Source organism: Streptomyces sp. PL-25 (assembly GCF_058344915.1).
This window is the reverse complement of sequence record NZ_CP136997.1, coordinates 2,054,272-2,073,469: the sequence shown is the minus strand read 5'-3', so window position 1 is coordinate 2,073,469 and position 19,198 is coordinate 2,054,272. Positions and strand designations below refer to the sequence as shown.

Genomic DNA, 19,198 nt, shown 5'->3' with positions numbered 1-19,198 from the left:
GGATTTCCATGGCGTTCCGCCGCAGCTTTGCCATGCCGTTTTCGGCACCTCGGTTGTTGCGGGTGCGCGGCCTGGTGACCGCCCTGGCCGGTCTGCTCGCCGTGGTCCTGTGCATGACGTTGCTCGAGGCGCCGAGCTGGGCCGCGCCCGCTGGTCCCTTCTCCCCGCGTGCCGTGCCCAAGCCCGTATCGGTGCCGGGCACGGACCTGGTCACCCATCACACGGCGGTGCGTTCGCAGTCCGATCTGAACATCTGGCACCCACCGGGGAAAGCGGCCTGGCCGGGTGCGGGGGAAGCAGACGTCGTGCTGCCCGCGGTCACGGCGGGATCGAAGCCGAAGGCGCACGACGGTGAGCGCCGCGTGCGGGCCGGCTCGCTTCCGGTCAGCGTCGGCAGGGCCTCCCACCCGGTCCGGGGGAGCGGCAAGATGGTCCGGGACACCGGCAGCACGGCACCTGACCGGCTGCACGTGAAGGTGGCCGACCGCACCGCCGCCCAACGGGCGGGGATCGAGGGCCTGCTGCTGTCGCTCCGGCCCACCGACACCTCGGGCACGGCCGGAGCGGCCGATGTCCAGGTGGACTACACAGGCATCACCGCGGCCTACGGTGCGGACTGGGCCTCACGTCTGCGTCTCGTGCAACTGCCCGCCTGCGCGCTGACGACCCCCGAGGCGGTCGGATGCCGCCAGGGCGTACCGCTGGCGACGGACAACGACACGAAGTCGCACACCCTGACCGCGACGGTCGCGCTTCCTCCTGCCGAGGCACCGGGTTCCCCCGCCGCAGGCAAGTCCTCCGCGCAGGGCACGGTGGTACTCGCCGCCGAGGCCGGCGCCTCCGGCGACGCGGGCTCTTTCAAGGCCACCTCGCTGACCGCGTCCGGATCGTGGTCGGCGGGCGGGAACTCCGGCGGGTTCGGCTGGAACATCCCCTTCGGGGTACCGCCCGTACCGGGCGGCCTTGAGCCCAAGGTCGGACTCTCCTACAACTCCTCGGCCGTGGACGGCCGGACCTCCTCCACCAATAACCAGACTTCCTGGATCGGTGAGGGCTGGGAGTACTCGCCCGGATATGTCGAGCGGACCTACGCCCCGTGCGAGAACGACAAGAAGGGCGGCAACAACACCGAGAAGGTCGGTGACCTGTGCTGGAAGTCCCAGAACGCGACCCTGTCCCTGAACGGCAGGTCCACACCGCTGGTGTGGGACGCGGGCAACAACGTGTGGAAGCAGGCTGACGACGACGGCTCCCGCGTCGAACTGATCAAGGGCAGTTCCCCGGACGACGTGAACGGCGACCAGGACTACGAGTACTGGAAGCTCACCACCGCCGACGGCACCCAGTACTGGTTCGGGAAGAACCGGCTGCCCGGCTGGAGCAGCGGCAAGAGCGAGACGAACTCCGTGTTCACCGTCCCGGTCTACGGCAACCACAGCGGTGAGCCCGGACACGGGTCGGACTTCGCCTCCTCGGCACAGACCCAGGGCTGGCGCTGGAATCTCGACTACGTCGTGGACCCGCACAGCGACGCCATGGCCCTGTACTACGCCAAGGAATTGGGCTACTACGCCCAGAACAACAAGATCGACAAGCCGGTCTCCTACACCCGCGGCGGCTACCTGACCCGGATCGACTACGGACTGCGCGCGGGCGAGGCCCTCACCACTGCCAACCCGGCCGGTCAGGTGAAGTTCGACGTCGCGGACCGGTGCCTGTCCGACTGCACCTTCGACAAGGACCACGCCGCCAACTGGCCGGACGTACCTGTCGATCTGGACTGCAAGGACGGCAAGCAGTGCCTGGAGGCCGCTCCGACGTTCTGGTCGACCAAGCGTCTGAAGGCGGTCAACACCTTCGCTCTGCAGGGCGGCACGATGCAGCCCGTCGACACCTGGAGCCTCACCCAGTCCTACCCGGGCACCGGTGACGTCTCCACCCCGGGCCTGTGGCTGGCCTCGGTCCAGCACACCGCCAAGGCGGGTGCTCTCGCCGACCTGTCCACACCGGCCATCACCTTCGGCTCCACTCTGATGCCCAACCGGGTGGACTCCTCCGAGGGCCGGCCGCCGCTGAACAAGTACCGCATCACCCGCATCACCAATGAGACCGGCGCCGACACGCTGGTCACGTACAGCCCCACCGAGTGCACCACGGGCAAGCTGCCCGCACCGGACAAGAACACCAAGCGCTGCTACCCGTCCTGGTGGACACCGGACGGCGCCGTCGACCCGGTCAAGGACTGGTTCCACAAGTACGTCGTGACCCAGGTGACCGAGGACGACACCACCGCGGGCTCCGGATCACCCTCGAAGACCACGACCTATGAGTACGCCGACGGACCGAACTGGCGGCGGGACGACAGCGAGTTCACGCTCGACAAGCACCGCAGTTGGAGCACCTTCCGCGGATACGGCACCGTCCGCACCCTGACCGGCACGGCGAACCGCACCAAGACCGAGACCAGCTACTTCCTCGGCATGGCGGGAGACACCCTCGCCGACGGCAGCCCCAGAAACGCCTCCAAGGTCAACGGCATCACCGACCGCGAAGACTTCGCCGGCCGGGCGGCCGAGACCCGCACCTACGACAAGGACGGCACCGACGGCAAGGTCGTCGCCAAAACGACCTACCTCCCCTGGGAATCCGACGCCACCGCCACCCAGCACATCACCGGGATCACCGACCCCGACAAGCCGGGGACCGACGGCCCCGCCCTGCCCGACGCCGTCGCCCGTCTCTCTGGAACGGTCACCGAGAAAGCCTCCACGCTGCTCGACGACGGCACGACGTGGCGCACTCTGACCACCACGCGCACCTACGACCCGGTCTACGGCCTGGTCACCTCCCAGGGCGACAGCGGCGACAGCGAGCACGGCGTCCAGCCCGTCTGCACCCGTACCACCTACGTCACCCCCGACACGGCCAACTGGCTGATCGCCTACCCCAGCGAAACGGTGAGCGTCACTTCCCCGCGCTGCGACGGTGGGATCCTCAACACCGGAATCACCAGCTCTTCCCGCACCTCCTACGACGGCCAGGCGCCCGGCACGGCACCCAAGCCCGGCCAGGCGAACGTCACCAAGACCGAACAGGCGTCGAAGCTCGGCGCCGACGGCGCCCTTGTCTGGGAGACCACCAGCCAGGCCTCGCACGACCAGTACGGCCGCGTGACCACGAGCAGGGGCCAGGACAACCAGCCGGTCACCACCGCCTACACACCGGCCACCGGCGCGCAGCCCACCACCGTCACCGTCACCAATGTCAAGAACCAGGCGGCCACCAGCACCTTCGACGGACTGCGCGGCCTCACCCTCACCACGACCGACGCGAACGGACGAACGGCGACCAGTCAGTACGACAGCCTGGGCCGTCTGACCAAGGCGTGGAGCACGGGCCGGGCCACCACCGAGGACCCCAACGCCACCTTCACCTACAGCGTCTCCGCCACCGTGCCCTCGGCCGTGACGACCAAGCAGCGCCGTGAAGACGGGACCTGGGCCACCTCCGTCACCCTGTACGACTCGTTGTTGCGCGAGCGCCAGACCCAGGCCGACGCCGTGGGCGTGACCGGCCGCACCGTCACCGACACCTTCTACGACACCCACGGCCGCGCCTTCCAGACGGATGCGCCGTTCTACAACGACCAGCCCGTGTCGACGACGCTGCTCAGTGTCACGCCCAACCAGATACCCGCGTCGACGGTGACCGAGTACGACGGCAGGGGCCGCCCCACCGCAGCGGTGACCCTCTCCCTGAACGTGGAGAAGTGGCGCACCGCCACCACCTACGGCGACACCTGGACCGCTGTGCTGCCCCCGGCGGGCGGCACCGCTGAACTGGCCGTCAGCGACATCCGCGGCCGCACGATCGAACGACGCGAGTACAAGGACCGCACCCCGGTCATCGGTGCGTCCGCCGACCGCTACGAAGCGACGCGCTACACCTACGACCCGGTCGGCAACCTCACCAAGGTCACCGACGCGTCCGGCCGCAACACCTGGACGTACACCTACGACCTGCGTGGGCGTCAGATCGCCTCGATCGACCCCGACAAGGGGGCCGGGACCACCGTCTACGGCAACGACGGCCGCGTCGCCACGACCACGGACGCCCGCAACACCACTCTGGCCACCACGTACGACGAGCTCGGCCGCAAGACGAGTCTGCGCGTCGGCTCCGCCACGGGCACCAAGCTCGCCGAGTGGACCTACGACACGGTCACCGGAGGCAAGGGACTGCCCGCCACCTCCGTCCGCTACGACACATCCGTCACACCGGCCGCCGCCTACAAGACGGAAGTCACCGGCTACGACACCGCCGGCAGCCCGACCGGCAGCAAGGTCACGGTGCCCTCGGTGGCCGGGGAGGAGAAGCTCGCCGGTACCTACACCGTCGCGACCACCGCCACTCCGGTCAACGGCCTGCCCGCCACCACCGCGTACAGCACCACCAACACCAACGCCACCACGGCCCTGCCCGCGGAGACGGTCACCGACCACTACGTCCAGGACCAGCTCTCCATCGTCGACGGCACCCTGTCCCAGGCATACCTGCGCGGCGCCACCTACACCCCCTACGGCCAGCTCGCCCAGGCGCAGCTCGGCAACCTCGGCACCCTCGTCACCCAGACCCTGAGCTACGACAAGGTCACCCAGCGGCTGACCACCTCGATCACCGACCGCCAGGCCGCCGGCCCCAAGACCCTGTCCAACATCAAGTACTCCTACGACACCGTCGGAAACCTGACCCGGGTCCGCGACGACCAGAACGACGGCACCGTCGTCGACGACCAGTGCTACACCTACGACTGGGCCCGCCGCCTCAGCGAAGCCTGGATCACGGGGGACGGCTGCACCACCAAGCCCGTCAACGGCTCCGGTACGCCAAGCCTGGGCAGCACCGACCCGTACTGGACCAGCTGGACCTTCACCGACAGCGGTGACCGCGCCACCGAGACCCAGCACAAGGCGGGCCCCGTCACGGCCGACACCACGCGCACCTACGGCTACCCCGCCTCCACCGGTGCGGCCCAGCCGCACGCCGTACGGACCGTCACCGCCACCGGCGGAGCAACCGGCGCCGACACCTACCAGTACGACGCGACCGGGAACCTGACCAAGAAGACGCCTGCCGGTGGTCCCGCCCAGGACCTCACCTGGAACGAGGAAGGCAGGCTCGCCACCTCCAGAGTCTCCGGCGCCACCACCAGATTCCTCTACGACGCCGACGGCACCCGCATCCTCCAGCGGGAGCCCACCGCCACCACCCTCTACCTCCCTGGCGGTCAGGAACTCGTCCTCACCAAGGCCACCAACGCGCTGGCGGGCACGCGCTACTACACGGTGCCCGGCGGCTCAGCGGTGCGCACCAGCAGCGACGGAAGGGTCCGCATCCTCGTCGCGGACCCCCATGGCACCAACACGCTCTCCATCTCCGCCACCACTCTCGCGACCAACCGCCGCAAGACCCTCCCGTACGGAGCTTCCCGTGGCACCGCGCCCACCTTCTGGCCCGGTCAGAAGGGCTTCATCGGCGGCGACACCGATCCCACCACCGGCTTCACCCACATCGGCGCCCGTGACTACGACCCCGCCACCGGCCGTTTCATCAGCGTCGACCCGCTCCTCGAACTCGACAAGCCCCAGACCATCGGCGGCTACGCCTACAGCGCCCACAACCCCACCACCTACAGCGACCCCACCGGAACCTGGCTCGACGACGGCACCGGCCACAGCGAACCCCGCAACGACGGAGGCCCGGCCGGCCCCGCCAACCCCAACGGCGCAGGCAAGCCCTCGGGGCAGGTCGGCGACGACGGCTGCTACTACAACTGCGGCGGGGGTGGCGGCGGGAACGGCGGCAGCAACAATGGTGGGGGAGGAGGTGGCAGTGGTGGTTCATCTGGTGTCGCTGGTAGTTGTGATGCGACATGTGTGAAGGCGCTGGACTCCTTGGTCAAAAAGGAGAATTCGGGCCTTCATCGAGAGCTAGCTATTCAGCTGGGAAAGTACATTAATGCCATCACTGGGAATACGCATCCGTGTGTGCCGGGTGCTGCGGTTAATAGTGGGGAGGCTGCCGCATGTAACTATATCGGGGGAAATTCTCCGCAACTGGGGTGGCGGGATATCCTCCTTCTCTGGGCCGACGGGAACGGTGAAGTGAATAATATCCCGTTTGATGACGGCAGTCCGTTGACTAGGGAGATCATGCAGGATTCAACCCATAAGGAAATATTGGCTGAATTGGCACAAAAAATTATCTCCTCCGACTTTAAGGCTCCCTTGAGTAAACTTGGAGGCAATCGGGATCATGTCGACGCGAAGTCGAATTTCGGGAAGGATTTGCTCGGGATGCTCACGAATGGCGGAAGGGGGAACGAGACTCCTACTGCCTTCCTTGGCAGCTATAATATCGAGTACCAGGTTGTTGCCGTATCTAAGGAATCTCGCTCATTTACGGTGGCTTTTGCGTCGTACAACAAAACGGGCATGGGATCACTTCTACATTTGCGGCATGTGGACGATGTGCCATCTGGGCATGCATTTTCGAGCATAGCCCAGGAGTACTACGGGACGGTGACGGTACGTGTTGGTTAGCTCCTCGGCCGTTCGGCGACAAACAGCTGCCAAGCTGCTGATCGGCGCACTGAGGTTCGTCGCTCTGTCGCTCTTAACGGTTTCTTTTGTGGCGTACCTGTTTCAGGAGTTTCCGGTATCGAGCACACGGGAAGACCTCTTTAGGGCTCTACGGTCCGATAATCCACCAGTTGTGCATCTCGAGTATGATGATCGCGGGGCACGTTTCACCTGGGAAGCCTTCCCGTTGGTCTACCGTCAATGGCGTACCCGCGTGCCGGATAACGTCCTTGGCGAAGGTGATGCGGACGCTATGAAGGAGATGATCGCGGCCGATCTCGGAAGGCCTGTAGCAGATCTTCCTTTTGAAGACGGCGCGGCCTTCCAGAGCCCTGCCGCTCTTTCCGTTCTCCTGCCTGCCTCCTACCCGCTCTTCCTTGATTCCGATGTGCTGCGCTTGAGTGCGCTGGTCGTGGGAGCTGCCGTGTTGACCGTGGCTTATGCGAGCCCGCGCCGATACATGAGGGTTAAAAATCGGGGCGTGTGGTTTCTTATATGTCTCTCTACTGGAATCGGCTTTTTTACGTTTCTTTGGCTTGAGAGAGCGCTGGAACCTGGTGGCGGCGAAGTTCCTCAGCTTCGTCCCAGATATGCGTGGGGAGCAACGCTGGTAACCGGGATCCTCCTGGCGTTCGCTGGCTGGGGGATTGTTCTCGCCACGACGCAACTGGTCTGATCAACGCCTCACTCCCGTCCCGAAGCAACCACCGCCAGCACCCCCGCCGCCACCGCGGCGATCAGCAGGGGGGTGCCCAGGTCGTGGTGGACGACCAGCCAGGCGCCCAGGGTCGCGCCGGCCAGCATGGCGAGGACCGAGGCGGTGCGGCGGGGGGAGTGGTGGCCGGTGCCGCCGCCTGCCCGGGAGTCGGAGGCGAGGCCCGTCAGGGTCATCGTCAGGACCGTGGTGGTCAGGTCGGGGATGCCCAGTTTGCGGACGGTGGCGTTGCGCAGGCCCATCGCGAAGGCGGTGAGGGCGATCAGGGCGTAGGCCGTGGTCGTGGCGTCCGGCACGGTGAACGCCACCACCGCCGAGACGCCGACCAGGGCCGCCTCCGCCGCCAGCGTCACCCGCGCCCAGGTGCGGCGCGAGCCGTCGCCGTAGCGGACCGCGACCCGGCCGCCGGTCACCGCGCCGACCAGGAAGCACACCAGCGAGGTCAGGGTGTGCGGTACGGAGAAGCCGGGCGCCCCGGCGGCGGCGAAGCCGAGGACGACCACGTTGCCCGTCATGTTGGCCGTGAAGACGTGCCCGAGCCCCAGATAGCTGACCGCGTCGATGATGCCGCTCACCACGGTCAGCCCCAGCAGGACCGGTACGAGCCGCAACCCCCGCGCCTCACGGTCCTCGCCGCCACCGCCACCGCCACCGCCACCACCACCGCCACCGCCGCCGTCACCGTTGTCCGGCTCCGCGTCCCGCGCGCCCTCCGCTGTCATCGAAACCTCCGGTCACCTGCACGGTCAGGGGTGTCGCCAAGTCCACCACGCACGCGGGGGAGTCTCGGATGTCCCGGGTGCCCCGCGTGTCCGTAGCGTCCAGGGCATGACGACGCACACCGGCAACAGCCGAGCCCCGCAGTCCCGTTGGCGCGCCCCGCGCACCCGCCGCACCCGCCGCACCCGCCGCGCCCTCGCCGCCTCCGCCGCCCTCCTCCTCGCCGCCCTCGCCGCCGCCCCCGCCGCGACGGCCGCCGCTGCCCCCTGCCCGTACCGCCCCGGTGGCTTCGGCCGACCGCGCCCACGCCCGTGGCGCGCTCCTCTCCGTCGTCCCGGCCGCCGCCCACAGCCGCGCCGAGGTCGTGCGGTATCTGGCCGCCCTGCCCATGGACACCGGCACCGTGCGCCACGGTGTGCGCGCGTACCGGCTGACGTACCGCACCGTCGACCCGTACGGCCACCCCACCACCGCCACCGGACTGCTCACCCCTGCCCGAGGGCGGCGGGCGGCGGCTGAGTCTGGTGTCGGACACCCACGGGACCATGGTCGACAGGGATTACGCGCCGTCCGTGGCGGAGGACAACCGGGCGCAGTCCTATCTGTTCGGCTCGGCCGGGCACGCGGTCGCCGCGCCCGACTACCTCGGCCTCGGCAAGGGGCCGGGCGTCCACCCGTACATGGACACGCGCTCGGCGGTCACCGCCTCGGTGGACATGCTGCGGGCGGCCCGCACGGCGGCGGCCGGGCTGGGGCGGACCCTCACCGGGGACGTGTACCTGACCGGGTTCTCGCAGGGCGGCCAGGTCGCGATGGCGCTCGGCCGGGCCCTCCAGAACGGCGCTGACGGCGCCGCCGGTGCCGACGGCGCCGACCGGCACTTCAGGGTGCGCGCGCTGGCCCCGGTCAGCGGCCCGTACGACCTGACGGGCCAGGAGATCCCCGCCCTCACCGACGGCCGGGTCAACGACGTCAGCGGGGTGTTCTACCTCGCCTACTTCCTCGTCGCGCAGAACCGCCTGCACCCGATCTACCGGGACCCCGCCGAGGTCTTCCGGGCGCCCTACGCGGACCGCGTCGAAGCCCTCTTCGACGGGCGGCACACCGAGGAGGAGGTCATCCCGCAGCTCGCGCCCACCGTGCGCGAGCTGGTCACCGACGACTTCTGGGCCCGGCTCGCCCACCCCGGCGGCGGCCTGCGCGCGGCGCTCGTCGCCAACGACGGCTCGTGCGACTGGAAACCGGCCGCGCCGGTGCGGCTGTACGCCGGGAACGCCGACACCGACGTCCCCATCGGCAACGCCCGCAGCTGCGCCCGCGCCCTGGCCGGGCACGGGGTGACGGCGCCGGTGATGAACCAGGGGGACGTCGACCACAACGGATCGGTGCTCGCGGCGCTGCCCAAGGTCGCCCGGTGGTTCGGCGCACTGGAGGCGGCTCAGTCAGATCAGGCGGCTCAGGCAGGTGAGGCAGGCCAGGGCGGCCGGTCATAACGGCTGACCGGGGGGTGCGGTGCGACGGTGGGCGTTCGGGCCACCGGCCGAGGCCCCGGCGTGGTGCGGAACCGGACGGGGGCGCCGGAGCGGAACACCGGCCGCGGTGCCCGTGGTGCTCCGGGGGCCGGTGGGGCGTCGCACAGCTCACCGCCGCCGGTAGCCGCCCCTTCGGGCGCGCGTTCGCGCCGTATCGCCGTTGTCCGTGAACGCCCTCCCGCCGCCGTGCCGCGCTCGGGCAGTGTGCTGCCTCGGCCGCCCCGGAGGCGGAAGCGCGGCCATCCACCACGGCCTCGATCCCGGGTGCGGCGGAAGGGGACAGCCATGCGCGAACGACGGGGACTGACACGCAGAGCGCTGCTGCGCGGCTCGCTCGCGGCGGGCGGGGCGGCGGCCGCGGTCCGGCTGCTGCCCGGCCGGGCGGGGCGGCCGCCGGACCCGACCGGCGGCCCCGGCGCCCCCGGCGTACCGCTGCGGCCCGCCGGGGCCGCCACCCGGCTCACGCCCGCGGCCTTCCCCGAGTGGGCCCGGCACGCCCGGATCGCGGACGCCACCTTCGACGACGACGCCGACCCCGCCCGCGACATGCGGCCGGTCATCGACGCGCTCAAGAAGCAGAACGTCAGCGTGATCGAGGTCGACACGATCCTGTCCAACTGGCTGACCGACGCCGAGTTCACCCGGCACCTGGGCAAGATCCACAGCTTCGCGGAACTCGCCCACACCGCCGGGATGCGGGTCGTCATGTACTACCCGTCCCTCGAACTGATCAGCGTGGGCGGCGAGAAGGGCCCCTCGTTCTACAAGACCGCCGAGGGCGCCTCCTGGGTGCAGCGCGACCTCACCGGGCAGCCCAACGTGTTCTACGGCAGCCTCGTCGTCTGGGTGGACCCCGGCGACGAGAGCTGCTGGCTCAGCCCCAACTCGCCCTGGCGCGACTACTACCTGGGCCGCGTCAAGAAGATCGCCGCGACCGGCGTGGACGCGATCTGGCCGGATGTGCCGATCTACTTCGACGGGGCGCTGAGCTGGTGCGACACCTCTTCCTGGGCGACCGCCGCGTTCACCGGGGACACCGGACTGCCGATGCCGGTCAAGCCCGACTTCAAGGATCCCGTCTTCCGGCGCTACGTCGACTGGCGCCACCACAACCTCAACCAGTGGCAGCTCGACATCGCCGCGGCCGGCCGCTCCGCCAACCCGGATCTGGTCACCTTCGTCGAGACCGTCACCATGGACTACGACTACGCCACCACCATCGGCCTGGACGGCGCCCTGCTGCGCACCGCCGAGAGCGCGAGCCACGTCTGGGAGGTGGACATCCTCGGCAACTACGACGGCATGCGCCACGCCACCGCCGACGACTGGATCTGCCTGATCTCCATGTACAAGTATGCGCGGGCGGCCAGCGGCACCAAGCCCGCCTGGGCGTTCTCCTACGGCTGGCAGGCCGACGACGCGTCCCTGGTGCTCGCCGAGGTGCTGGCCGCCGGGTGCAACCCGTACGAGGTGCAGACGCCCTTCAAGTCGGACAGCGCCGACCTGCCCACCCGCACCCGCGTGTACGGCTTCGCCGCCGCCCACCGGGAGCGGCTGTTCGACGCGGAGCGCGGCGCCGAGGTCGGCCTCTACCACTCCTCCGCCAGCCGCGACTTCACCGCCTCGCGCGACGGCAGCGGCATGTACGTCAACACGAAGCCGCCGGCCGGTGTCGAGGAGTGGTGGAGCGACGACTACGCCGAGGAGAGCTGTCTGAACCATCCCTGGCTCGGGGAGTTCCGCGGCACGGTCAAGGCGCTGGTGCGGGCGCAGATCCCGTTCGACACCGTGCCCAGCCCCGGCCTCACCGCGGCCGGTCTCGCCCGCTACCGCGTGCTGCTGCTGCCGTATCTCCAGGCCGTCTCCGACGCGGAGGCGGCGGTGCTGCGCGACTATGTGACGGGCGGCGGGACCCTCGTCGTCACCGGGCCCTCGCCCACCTCGCTGACCGAGTACGGCACCGCGCGCACCGAGTACGCGCTCGCCGACGTGCTGGGCTTCGGCGCCGCCGACCCGCAGCCCGAGACCCGCGCGCACGCCGTCGGGGCGGGCACCTGCCACTACGTGAAGGACCTCGCCGGACTGCGGTATCTGGGCAAGACCGACCAGGCCACCGCCGACCGGCTGCTCGGGCCGGTGCGGGCCGCGGCGCCGCCCGCGGTGGGCCTCACCGGGGACCCGCGCATCCACCTGGAGCTGAGCCGGCTCGGCGACGAGACGCTGGTGCAGCTGGTGAACTTCACCTGCTTCGGCGACGCCCCGGCCGCGTTCACCACCAGGCCCGCCACCTGCACGGTCCGGCTCACCGTGCCCGCGGGACGGCGGGTGACCGCCGTCACGGTCAGCTCCCCGGACGGGCCGTCGCCCGACCCGCGCCCGGTGCCCTGGCAGGTCACGGGGGACGCGGTCACGGCGGAGGTGACCGTCGCGCAGTACGCCCTGGTCGCCTTCACCACCGCCACCGCCACCGCCACCGCCACCACCGCCACCGCCGTCGGCACCACCGGCTGACCGGCCCTGGCTCCGGCCCCGGGCATGGCGAAGGCGGCGGCCCGGGGATCGGGGCCGCCGCCTTCACGACTGCCGTGCGGGGGCGCGGGTCAGGTGGATCGCACCTGCCGGGCCGGTCGCCGCATCAGGGGGCTGTGGCTCAGTACCAGCCGTTGGCCTGCCAGAAGTTCCAGGCGGCGGCCGGGCTGCCGTAGCGGGAGTTCATGTAGTCCAGACCCCACTTGATCTGGGTCTTGGGGTTGGTCTTCCAGTCCGCGCCGGCCGAGGACATCTTCGAGGCCGGGAGCGCCTGGACCAGGCCGTAGGCACCGGAGGAGGAGTTGGTGGCGTGGACGTTCCAGCTGCTCTCGTGGTTGACGATGTTGCTGAAAGCGTTGAACTGGGCGGCGTCCGGGATCATCTGGCGCGCGATCGACCTGGCGTCGGCACCCGAAGCGGTGGTGGCCGCGTGCGCGGGGGCCGAGGTGAGGGCCATACCGACGGTGGCGGCGGCCACGGCGGCGGTGGAGAGGGCCTTCTTCGGAGTGGCGATGCGGCGGATGAAGGAGACGGACACGGAGAACCTCTTACGTCGGGGACAGGAATCGCCGGCGGCCGGAGCCCGCGGAAGCGGGGGAGGGGCTGCCCGGTGCCGCGACCCCCGGGGGGACCGTCGGCTCCTGGCGACGTCGTCCAGAGAAGCAGGCCGGAAAACCGGGCGCAAACACCCCTTTTACTAGTGGTCGTCGCATCAGGGGTGATCCGGACTCGTGTGAGCGGCGTCTCAATGCCCAGGTGGACGCGCGTAAAGCCGTGTACATGACAGCCACTTCGTGCTACGGCCCCGCTTCGTAGGTGACCTGGGTCATGTGGGGCGCCTCACCGGTCCGGTCACGGTGGGCTCGGCGGGCCTCACCGACGGTTCACCGGCCGGGGGCCTCGAAGGTGACCGGCGTCTCGAAGGCGGCCCGCCGGGTGGCCCGGCGCAGCGCCCGCAGCACCGCCGGGCCGACCGCCAGCGTCAGCACCACGGTCACCACGGCCCGGCCCAGGTCCCAGCCCAGCGAGGTGGCCAGGCAGTACGCGGTGAAACGGGCCAGGTTCGCGCCGATCGCGGCATGCGGGTCGAAGGAGATGGAGGAGGCGAGGGTGCCCATGAAGGGCCAGCCCGCGAGGTTCATGACCGTGCCGTAGGCGAACGCGGCGACGAAGCCGTACAGGCCCAGCACCAGCAGCTCCGCCCGCCCGCGCAGCCGGTCCGGGCCCGGCAGCAGGCCCGCGCCCATGGTGAACCAGCCCATCGCCAGCATCTGGAACGGCATCCACGGCCCCACCCCGCCGGTGAGCAGCGCGGACGCGAACATCGTCACCGAGCCCAGCACGTACCCGAAGCCCGGCCCGAGCACGCGCCCGCTCAGCACCATCAGGAAGAACATCGGCTCCAGGCCCGCCGTGCCGGCGCCGATCGGGCGCAGCGCGGCCCCGGTCGCGGCCAGCACGCCGAGCATCGCGACCGCCTTGGGTCCGAGGCCCGACTCGGAGATCGTCGCCGCGACGACCGCCACCAGCAGGACGAGCAGTCCCGCGAACAGCCAGGGCGCGTCCTGCGCGTGCGCGTTCACCTGGGCGGTCGGCGGCGCCAGGAACGGCCAGCTGAACGCGGCCACCCCGACCGCGCTGACCAGGACGAGCGCGGCCACCGAGCGCGGCCCGAAGCGGACGGCGCGCACCCGGCGGGCGGGCCGGGCGGCGGGGTCCGGCGCGGGCGCGGTGGGTGTGGGCGCGGAGGCGGGAGCGGTCATGCCAGTGCCTCGCGGACCTGGGAGACGGTGAGCCACCGCTGCGGGGCGAGGATCTTGGCGACCTGCGGGGCGTAGGAAGGGGAGGAGACGACCACCTCGGCCATCGGGCCGTCCGCGATCACCTCGCCCTCGGCGAGCAGCACCACCCGGTGCGCCAGGTCCGCGGCCAGCTCCACGTCGTGCGTGGCCAGCACGATCGCGTGGCCCTCGGCGGCCAGCTCGCGCAGCACGGCGACCAGGCGGGCCTTCGCGCCGTAGTCCAGGCCCCGGGTCGGCTCGTCCAGGAGCAGCAGCGGCGGGCGCGCGGCCAGCACCACCGCGAGGGCGAGCGCGAGGCGCTGGCCCTCGGACAGATCACGCGGGTGGGTGGCGTCGCCGACACCGGGCAGCAGCTCCTCGACCAGGGCCCGGCAGGTGCCGGGCGCCGCCTGCGCGTCCCGGTCGGCGGCCGCGCACTCGGCGGCGACCGTGTCCGCGTACAGCAGGTCGCGCGGCTCCTGCGGGACCAGGCCGACCCGGCGCACCAGCTCGCGGGGCGCGGTGCGGTGCGGGACGGCGCCGCCCACCCGGACCTGCCCGGTGCGCGGCTCCACCAGGCCGACCAGCGAGCCGAGCAGCGTGGACTTCCCGGCGCCGTTGCGGCCCATGAGCGCGACGGTCTCGCCGGGGGCGACGGCCAGGTCGACGTGGTGCAGCGCCTGCACGCCGTCGCGGCGGACGCCCAGGGCGCGGACCTCGGCGGCGAGGGGGGCACCGCCGGACGCCCCCGGGGCAGCGGCGGCCGTGGCACTGTCTGCCGTGTCTGCCGTGTCTGCCGCGCGTCCGCGCAGGAGGGTGCGCAGCCCCGGCCGTCCGGCGGGGGCGTGCGGTACGGGCGGGGGCGCGCCGGGCGGTGCCGTGGCCGGGAGCGGCGCGGGCGCGGGCGCGCGGCCGGTCAGCCGGGTGCGCAGGCCGGCCGCGCGGCGCCGGGCGTCGCGCACGGTCAGCGGCAGCGGCGACCAGCCGGCCAGCCGCCCCAGGTCCACCACCGGCGGGACCACCGGCGAGACGGCCATCACCTCGGCCGGGGCGCCCAGCAGCGGGGCGGCGCCCGGCGCGGGCAGCAGGACGACCCGGTCGGCGTACTGCACGACGCGTTCGAGGCGGTGCTCGGCCATCAGGACCGTGGTGCCGAGGTCGTGCACGAGCCGCTGGAGGACGGCCAGGACCTCTTCGGCGGCGGCCGGGTCGAGCGCCGAGGTCGGCTCGTCCAGGACCAGGACCTCCGGATGCGGGGTGAGCACCGAGCCGATCGCGACCCGCTGCTGCTGGCCGCCGGAGAGCGTGGCGATGGGCCGGTCCCGCAGCGCGGCCAGGCCCAGCAGGTCGAGGGTCTCCTCCACCCGGCGGCGCATCACGGCCGGGGCGAGGCCCAGCGACTCCATGCCGTAGGCGAGTTCGTCCTCCACCGTGTCGGTGACGAAGTGGGACAGCGGGTCCTGGCCGACGGTGCCGACGACGTCGGCCAGCTCACGCGGCTTGTGGACGCGGGTGTCGCGGCCCGCCACGGTGACCCGGCCGCGCAGGGTGCCGCCGGTGAAGTGCGGCACCAGACCGCTCACCGCGCCCAGCACGGTGGACTTGCCGACGCCCGACGGGCCGACCAGCAGCACGAGTTCGCCCTCGGGCACCTCGAAGTCCACGCCGCTGACGGTGGGTTCGGCGGTCCCCTCGTACCGTACGGAGACATCCTCGAAACGGATCACGGCGACTCCTCGCGGGCGCGGGGGCCCGGCTCCTCGCGGGCGGCGGTGCCGGTGGGCGCCACGAACGCGGGGACCAGACCGAGCAGGACGGCCGCCGCGGGCCACAGCGGCAGACCGGGGGCGACCAGCGGGACCACCCCGGGGTGCAGGGCCTCCGGGTCGCGGGCGGCGGCCAGCGTCAGCAGCGCGGCCACGGCCACGCCCGAGGCGGCCACCAGACAGGACCGGGCGTTCCAGGTGTCGGGCCGGTAGCGGGTGCGCACCGAGCGGCGCCCGCCCAGCCAGAGCCCGCCGAGCGCGGCCGCGAGCCCGGCCAGCAGCACCGGGAGGCCGTAGCTGCCGCCCGCCGCGGTGAGCAGCCCGTACGTGCCCGCGCAGACCCCGAGCAGCCCGCCCAGGGTGAGCGCGGCGGTGGTACGGCGCACGGCGGGCGCCACCTCGGCGGTACGGCCGTAGCCGCGGGCGTCCATCGCGGCGGCCAGCGCCACCGAGCGCTCCAACGCGCCCTCCAGCACCGGCAGTCCGACGTGCAGCAGCCCGCGCACCCCCCGGTCGGGGCGCCCGCGCAGCCGCCGCGCGGCCCGCAGCCTGCGCCCGTCGGCCACCAGGTGCGGGGCGAAGGTGAGCGCCACGACGACGGCCACGCCCGTCTCGTACAGGGCGCCCGGCAGCGACTTGAGCAGCCGGGCGGGGGCGGCCAGGGCGTTGGCCGCGCCCACGCAGATCAGCAGCGCGGCCAGCTTCAGCCCGTCGTACAGCGCGAACAGCAGCCCTTCGGCCGTGACCCGGCCGCCCAGCCGGATGCCCTGCGCCCAGTGCGGCAGCGGGACCTCGGGCAGGGTGACCAGCACATGGGTGCCGGGGATGGGCGAGCCGAGGACGACCGCGAAGAACAGCCGGATGACGAGGACGGCCAGCGCCAGCCGCAGGAAGGCGGTGTAGGAGCGGGCCGAGGGGGTGCGCGGGCGGCAGGTCACGACGACGTAGCCGGAGACCGTGAGGAGCAGCGCGAGCAGCAGTGGGTTGGTGGTGCGGGTGGCGCCGGTGCCCAGCGCCAGCGCCCACAGCCACCAGGCGCCCGCGTGCACCCGCGGGCCGGACCGGCGCGCGGGCGCACCGGCCGTACGGCTGCTGCCGCTAGGCATTCCTGCGCCGCCGGGCCTGCCATACGGCCGCCCCGGCGAGGACCACGACCACGGCGCTGCCCGCGAGCAGACCCACCGAGGCGCCGCCGCCGTCGTTGTCCTTGGCGGCGGCCGAGCTGCCCGCGCCCTTGTCCTTGTTCTCGTTGTTCTCGTTGTTCTCGTTGTCGCCCTGCCCCCGGTCGGCCCGGTCGCCGCCGTCCGCGGCGACCTGCTCGCCGCAGCCCTTGCGCGGATAGCCGGAGATCGCGCAGAGCAGCGCGTCGGTGTTGTAGCGCAGCGGCTTGGCGACGGCCGCCAGGGCCTCGGCCGTGGTGGCGTCGGACGGCACCCGGGCGCAGGCCGTGCGCGGCGCGGGCGGACTCTCGCCGGAGGGCGCGTCCGCCGCGACGCCGAAGTCCAGGACCAGCGCGACGCGCTTGTCGCCGCCGCGGGCCTCGGTGCCCGAGCAGATGGCGGCGAAGCCGGCCGTCCCGCGCGGCTGGGCCGCGTCCTGGGAGTCCTGGCTCACCGCGAACCGGAAGCCCTGCACGTCCCCGTCGGCGGGGCGCGCCGTGGACGGCCCCTGGGTGGCGTACGTCCACTTCCCGCCCTCGCGGTCCCAGAAGGACCAGTAGCGGTACCCGGCCGCCTGCGCCGGGGCGACGCCCGCCGCCAGCAGGAACACGGCGGCCAGCAGCACGGGCAGGACGCGCGGGAGGCGGTGCGTCACGACCGCTGCCCCGCGCCGCCGCGCCCGCGCAGGACCGACCAGGCGACGGCGGCGACCACGAGGACCACGACGACACCGCCGACGATCCACCAGACGGTGTGCGAAGAGCCGCTGCCCTTGTCCGTCTTGTCTGCCCTATCCGCCTTGTCCGTCGGTGCCGTCGTGCCCTGGCCCTTGCCGTCGGCGGCTTGCTGCGGGGCCGGGCCGGTGGCGTTCAGCGCCTTGACCAGGTCGGTGCCGCCGAAGGCGCGCGGGTCGGTGCCGGTGGCGTGCGCGGCGAAGATCAGCTGGGCGTAGGCGGCCGGACCGCTCTGCGCCGCCCAGGTCCCGGCGTTCTTCTCCAGCCACTCCAGCGGCTTGCGGGCCTGCGCGGCGCCGCCCTGCGCGGCCAGCGCCACGACCGTGTCGGCGGTGTTGCCGTAGTCGGGCTGCGGGTCGGCGCCGGGCAGCGCGGAGGTGAGGTGGCCGTCCTTGGCGACGGCGCGGGTGAGGTAGGCGGCGCCGTTGGCGGCGGCCCGCTCGGGGGCGGGTCCGGCCTCGGAGCAGCGGGCCGCGCCGCCGTCCTTGGCGGCGGACGCGACCAGGCCCTTGCCGAGGATGCCGACGACACCGGCGGCGGTCGCGTCCGCGTTGGCGGCGAGCTTGCCCTGCTTGTCCGGCTGGAAGGCGAACGCGCCCGCGCCGTCGCCCGTGCCGGAGCACGGCAGGGCCAGCTTCAGCAGGGCGTCGTAGGGGGAGTTGCCGTCCTTGAGGACGGACGCGGGCTGGTCACCGGCGGCGGTCAGGGCGCCGACGACGACCGAGGTCGAGTTGGTGTCACTGGCGCCGCCGGGCATATAGCCCCAGCCGCCGTCCTTGTTCTGCACGGACTTCAGCCAGGCCACCGCCTTGCCGGTGACGGCCTCGTGGCCGCCGAGCGCGGTGAGGGCCTGGATGGCGGCGGCCGTGCCGTTGGTGTCCACGGCGGTCTTGGCGTCGCAGGCGCGGGAGGTGTCGGCGCGGAAGGGCGCGAAGCCGCCGCTGGCGCACTGCTGTCCGGCCAGCCAGTCCACGGCCTCGGCGGCGGGCCGTACGCCCGCGGTGTGCTGGGCGAGCAGCGCCAGGGACTGCCGCCAGACGCCGTCGTACTGCGGATCGGTCCTGCCGTACAGCGCCGCCGGGAGCTTGGGTGCGGCGGAGGCGGGCGGGGCGGTGTCGGCGGCGGCGGACTGCACCGGGGCACCGATCACGGCGACGGCGACGGCGGCCAGGGCCGCTGCGCTGCGGCGGATGTTCATGATCGGCGGAAGCCTCTCCCTGCGGGGAGCCGGACAGCGCGGGCGACCCCGGCGGCTCGGCTCCGTATCCCTCGACGGTGCCGTGCACCGGCGGACCGCCGGCGCACGCGAGCCGGTCACGCACGGGTCCGGGGCGGTCCGGCTCCCCGCTCCCGGGAGGGGAGGGGTCACGGTTGCGGGTCAGCGCCGGAATTGCACCGGCTTCCCCCAGGACAGGCGTGAAACGACCGGGCCACTCTACCGGCCCTGTCCGGGGCGGCTGCGGGGCGGCTGCGGGGCGGCCATGGGACGGAGCCGCACCGGCGGGGGCCCCGGAGAGACAAAAGACCTACGAGACGGGTTCCCTTCGCCGGTATGGTCCGGATCAGGTGATGGGGGTCGCCGTCCGGTCCGTCTCGCTCACTGGACCTTCGGCCTCTCAG

General features: G+C 72.1%; 11 protein-coding genes and 1 riboswitch. Of the genes, 4 read left to right on the top strand and 7 right to left on the bottom strand.

All coding sequences use genetic code 11. The annotated features are described in order from the left end of the window. The first annotated feature begins 62 nt into the window (after nucleotides 1-62). Both R4Z62_RS09215 and R4Z62_RS09210 read left to right on the top strand, forming a co-directional pair. The gene (locus tag R4Z62_RS09215) at nucleotides 63-6,602 is read left to right on the top strand and encodes an RHS repeat domain-containing protein (RefSeq protein WP_491519520.1); all 6,540 of its coding nucleotides are present in this window, start codon (nucleotides 63-65) and stop codon (nucleotides 6,600-6,602) included. 172 nt (nucleotides 6,603-6,774) lie between these two features. Continuing rightward, nucleotides 6,775-7,317: a hypothetical protein gene (locus R4Z62_RS09210; RefSeq protein ID WP_491519519.1), complete on the top strand. Its 543-nt coding sequence runs from the start codon at nucleotides 6,775-6,777 to the stop codon at nucleotides 7,315-7,317. An 8-nt stretch (nucleotides 7,318-7,325) separates the two neighbouring features. Here the strand turns inward: R4Z62_RS09210 and R4Z62_RS09205 are convergent, their stop codons facing one another. After that, on the bottom strand, nucleotides 7,326-8,078 hold the full coding sequence (locus R4Z62_RS09205; protein ID WP_491519518.1) for a YoaK family protein: 753 nt from the start codon (nucleotides 8,076-8,078) through the stop codon (nucleotides 7,326-7,328). Between the two features lie 543 nt (nucleotides 8,079-8,621). Here R4Z62_RS09205 and R4Z62_RS09200 point away from each other — a divergent pair. Both R4Z62_RS09200 and R4Z62_RS09195 read left to right on the top strand, forming a co-directional pair. Then, nucleotides 8,622-9,569, top strand: coding sequence for an alpha/beta hydrolase (locus R4Z62_RS09200; protein ID WP_491519517.1), 948 nt, complete (start codon nucleotides 8,622-8,624; stop codon nucleotides 9,567-9,569). A 324-nt stretch (nucleotides 9,570-9,893) separates the two neighbouring features. Further along, nucleotides 9,894-12,119, top strand: a complete 2,226-nt coding sequence (locus R4Z62_RS09195; protein WP_491519516.1) for a beta-galactosidase trimerization domain-containing protein — start codon at nucleotides 9,894-9,896, stop codon at nucleotides 12,117-12,119. Between the two features lie 139 nt (nucleotides 12,120-12,258). Here the strand turns inward: R4Z62_RS09195 and R4Z62_RS09190 are convergent, their stop codons facing one another. The 6 genes from R4Z62_RS09190 to R4Z62_RS09165 all read right to left on the bottom strand — a co-directional run bounded on the left by R4Z62_RS09190 (nucleotide 12,259) and on the right by R4Z62_RS09165 (nucleotide 18,776). After that, nucleotides 12,259-12,675 (bottom strand): aggregation-promoting factor C-terminal-like domain-containing protein, encoded by a 417-nt coding sequence (locus R4Z62_RS09190; RefSeq protein WP_064532929.1) that lies wholly within the window; start codon nucleotides 12,673-12,675, stop codon nucleotides 12,259-12,261. Nucleotides 12,676-13,021: 346 nt separating this feature from the next. Continuing rightward, nucleotides 13,022-13,900 carry an ECF transporter S component gene (locus tag R4Z62_RS09185; RefSeq protein WP_355477544.1) on the bottom strand — a complete coding sequence of 293 codons (879 nt, stop codon included), beginning with the start codon at nucleotides 13,898-13,900 and terminating at the stop codon, nucleotides 13,022-13,024. After that, nucleotides 13,897-15,645 (bottom strand): ABC transporter ATP-binding protein, encoded by a 1,749-nt coding sequence (locus tag R4Z62_RS09180; RefSeq protein WP_491519515.1) that lies wholly within the window; start codon nucleotides 15,643-15,645, stop codon nucleotides 13,897-13,899. The genes R4Z62_RS09185 and R4Z62_RS09180 overlap by 4 nt, the downstream gene beginning before the upstream one ends. After that, complete coding sequence (locus tag R4Z62_RS09175) at nucleotides 15,642-16,790, bottom strand: CbiQ family ECF transporter T component (RefSeq protein ID WP_389595808.1); 1,149 nt, start codon at nucleotides 16,788-16,790, stop codon at nucleotides 15,642-15,644. The genes R4Z62_RS09180 and R4Z62_RS09175 overlap by 4 nt, the downstream gene beginning before the upstream one ends. Further along, nucleotides 16,783-17,499 (bottom strand): SCO2322 family protein, encoded by a 717-nt coding sequence (locus R4Z62_RS09170; RefSeq protein WP_491519514.1) that lies wholly within the window; start codon nucleotides 17,497-17,499, stop codon nucleotides 16,783-16,785. Before R4Z62_RS09170 ends, R4Z62_RS09175 begins: the two co-directional genes overlap by 8 nt. After that, nucleotides 17,496-18,776 (bottom strand): SCO2321 family membrane protein, encoded by a 1,281-nt coding sequence (locus R4Z62_RS09165; RefSeq protein ID WP_491519513.1) that lies wholly within the window; start codon nucleotides 18,774-18,776, stop codon nucleotides 17,496-17,498. Before R4Z62_RS09165 ends, R4Z62_RS09170 begins: the two co-directional genes overlap by 4 nt. Nucleotides 18,777-18,916: 140 nt before the next feature. Continuing rightward, nucleotides 18,917-18,982, bottom strand: a riboswitch (cobalamin riboswitch). Nucleotides 18,983-19,198: the final 216 nt, after the last annotated feature.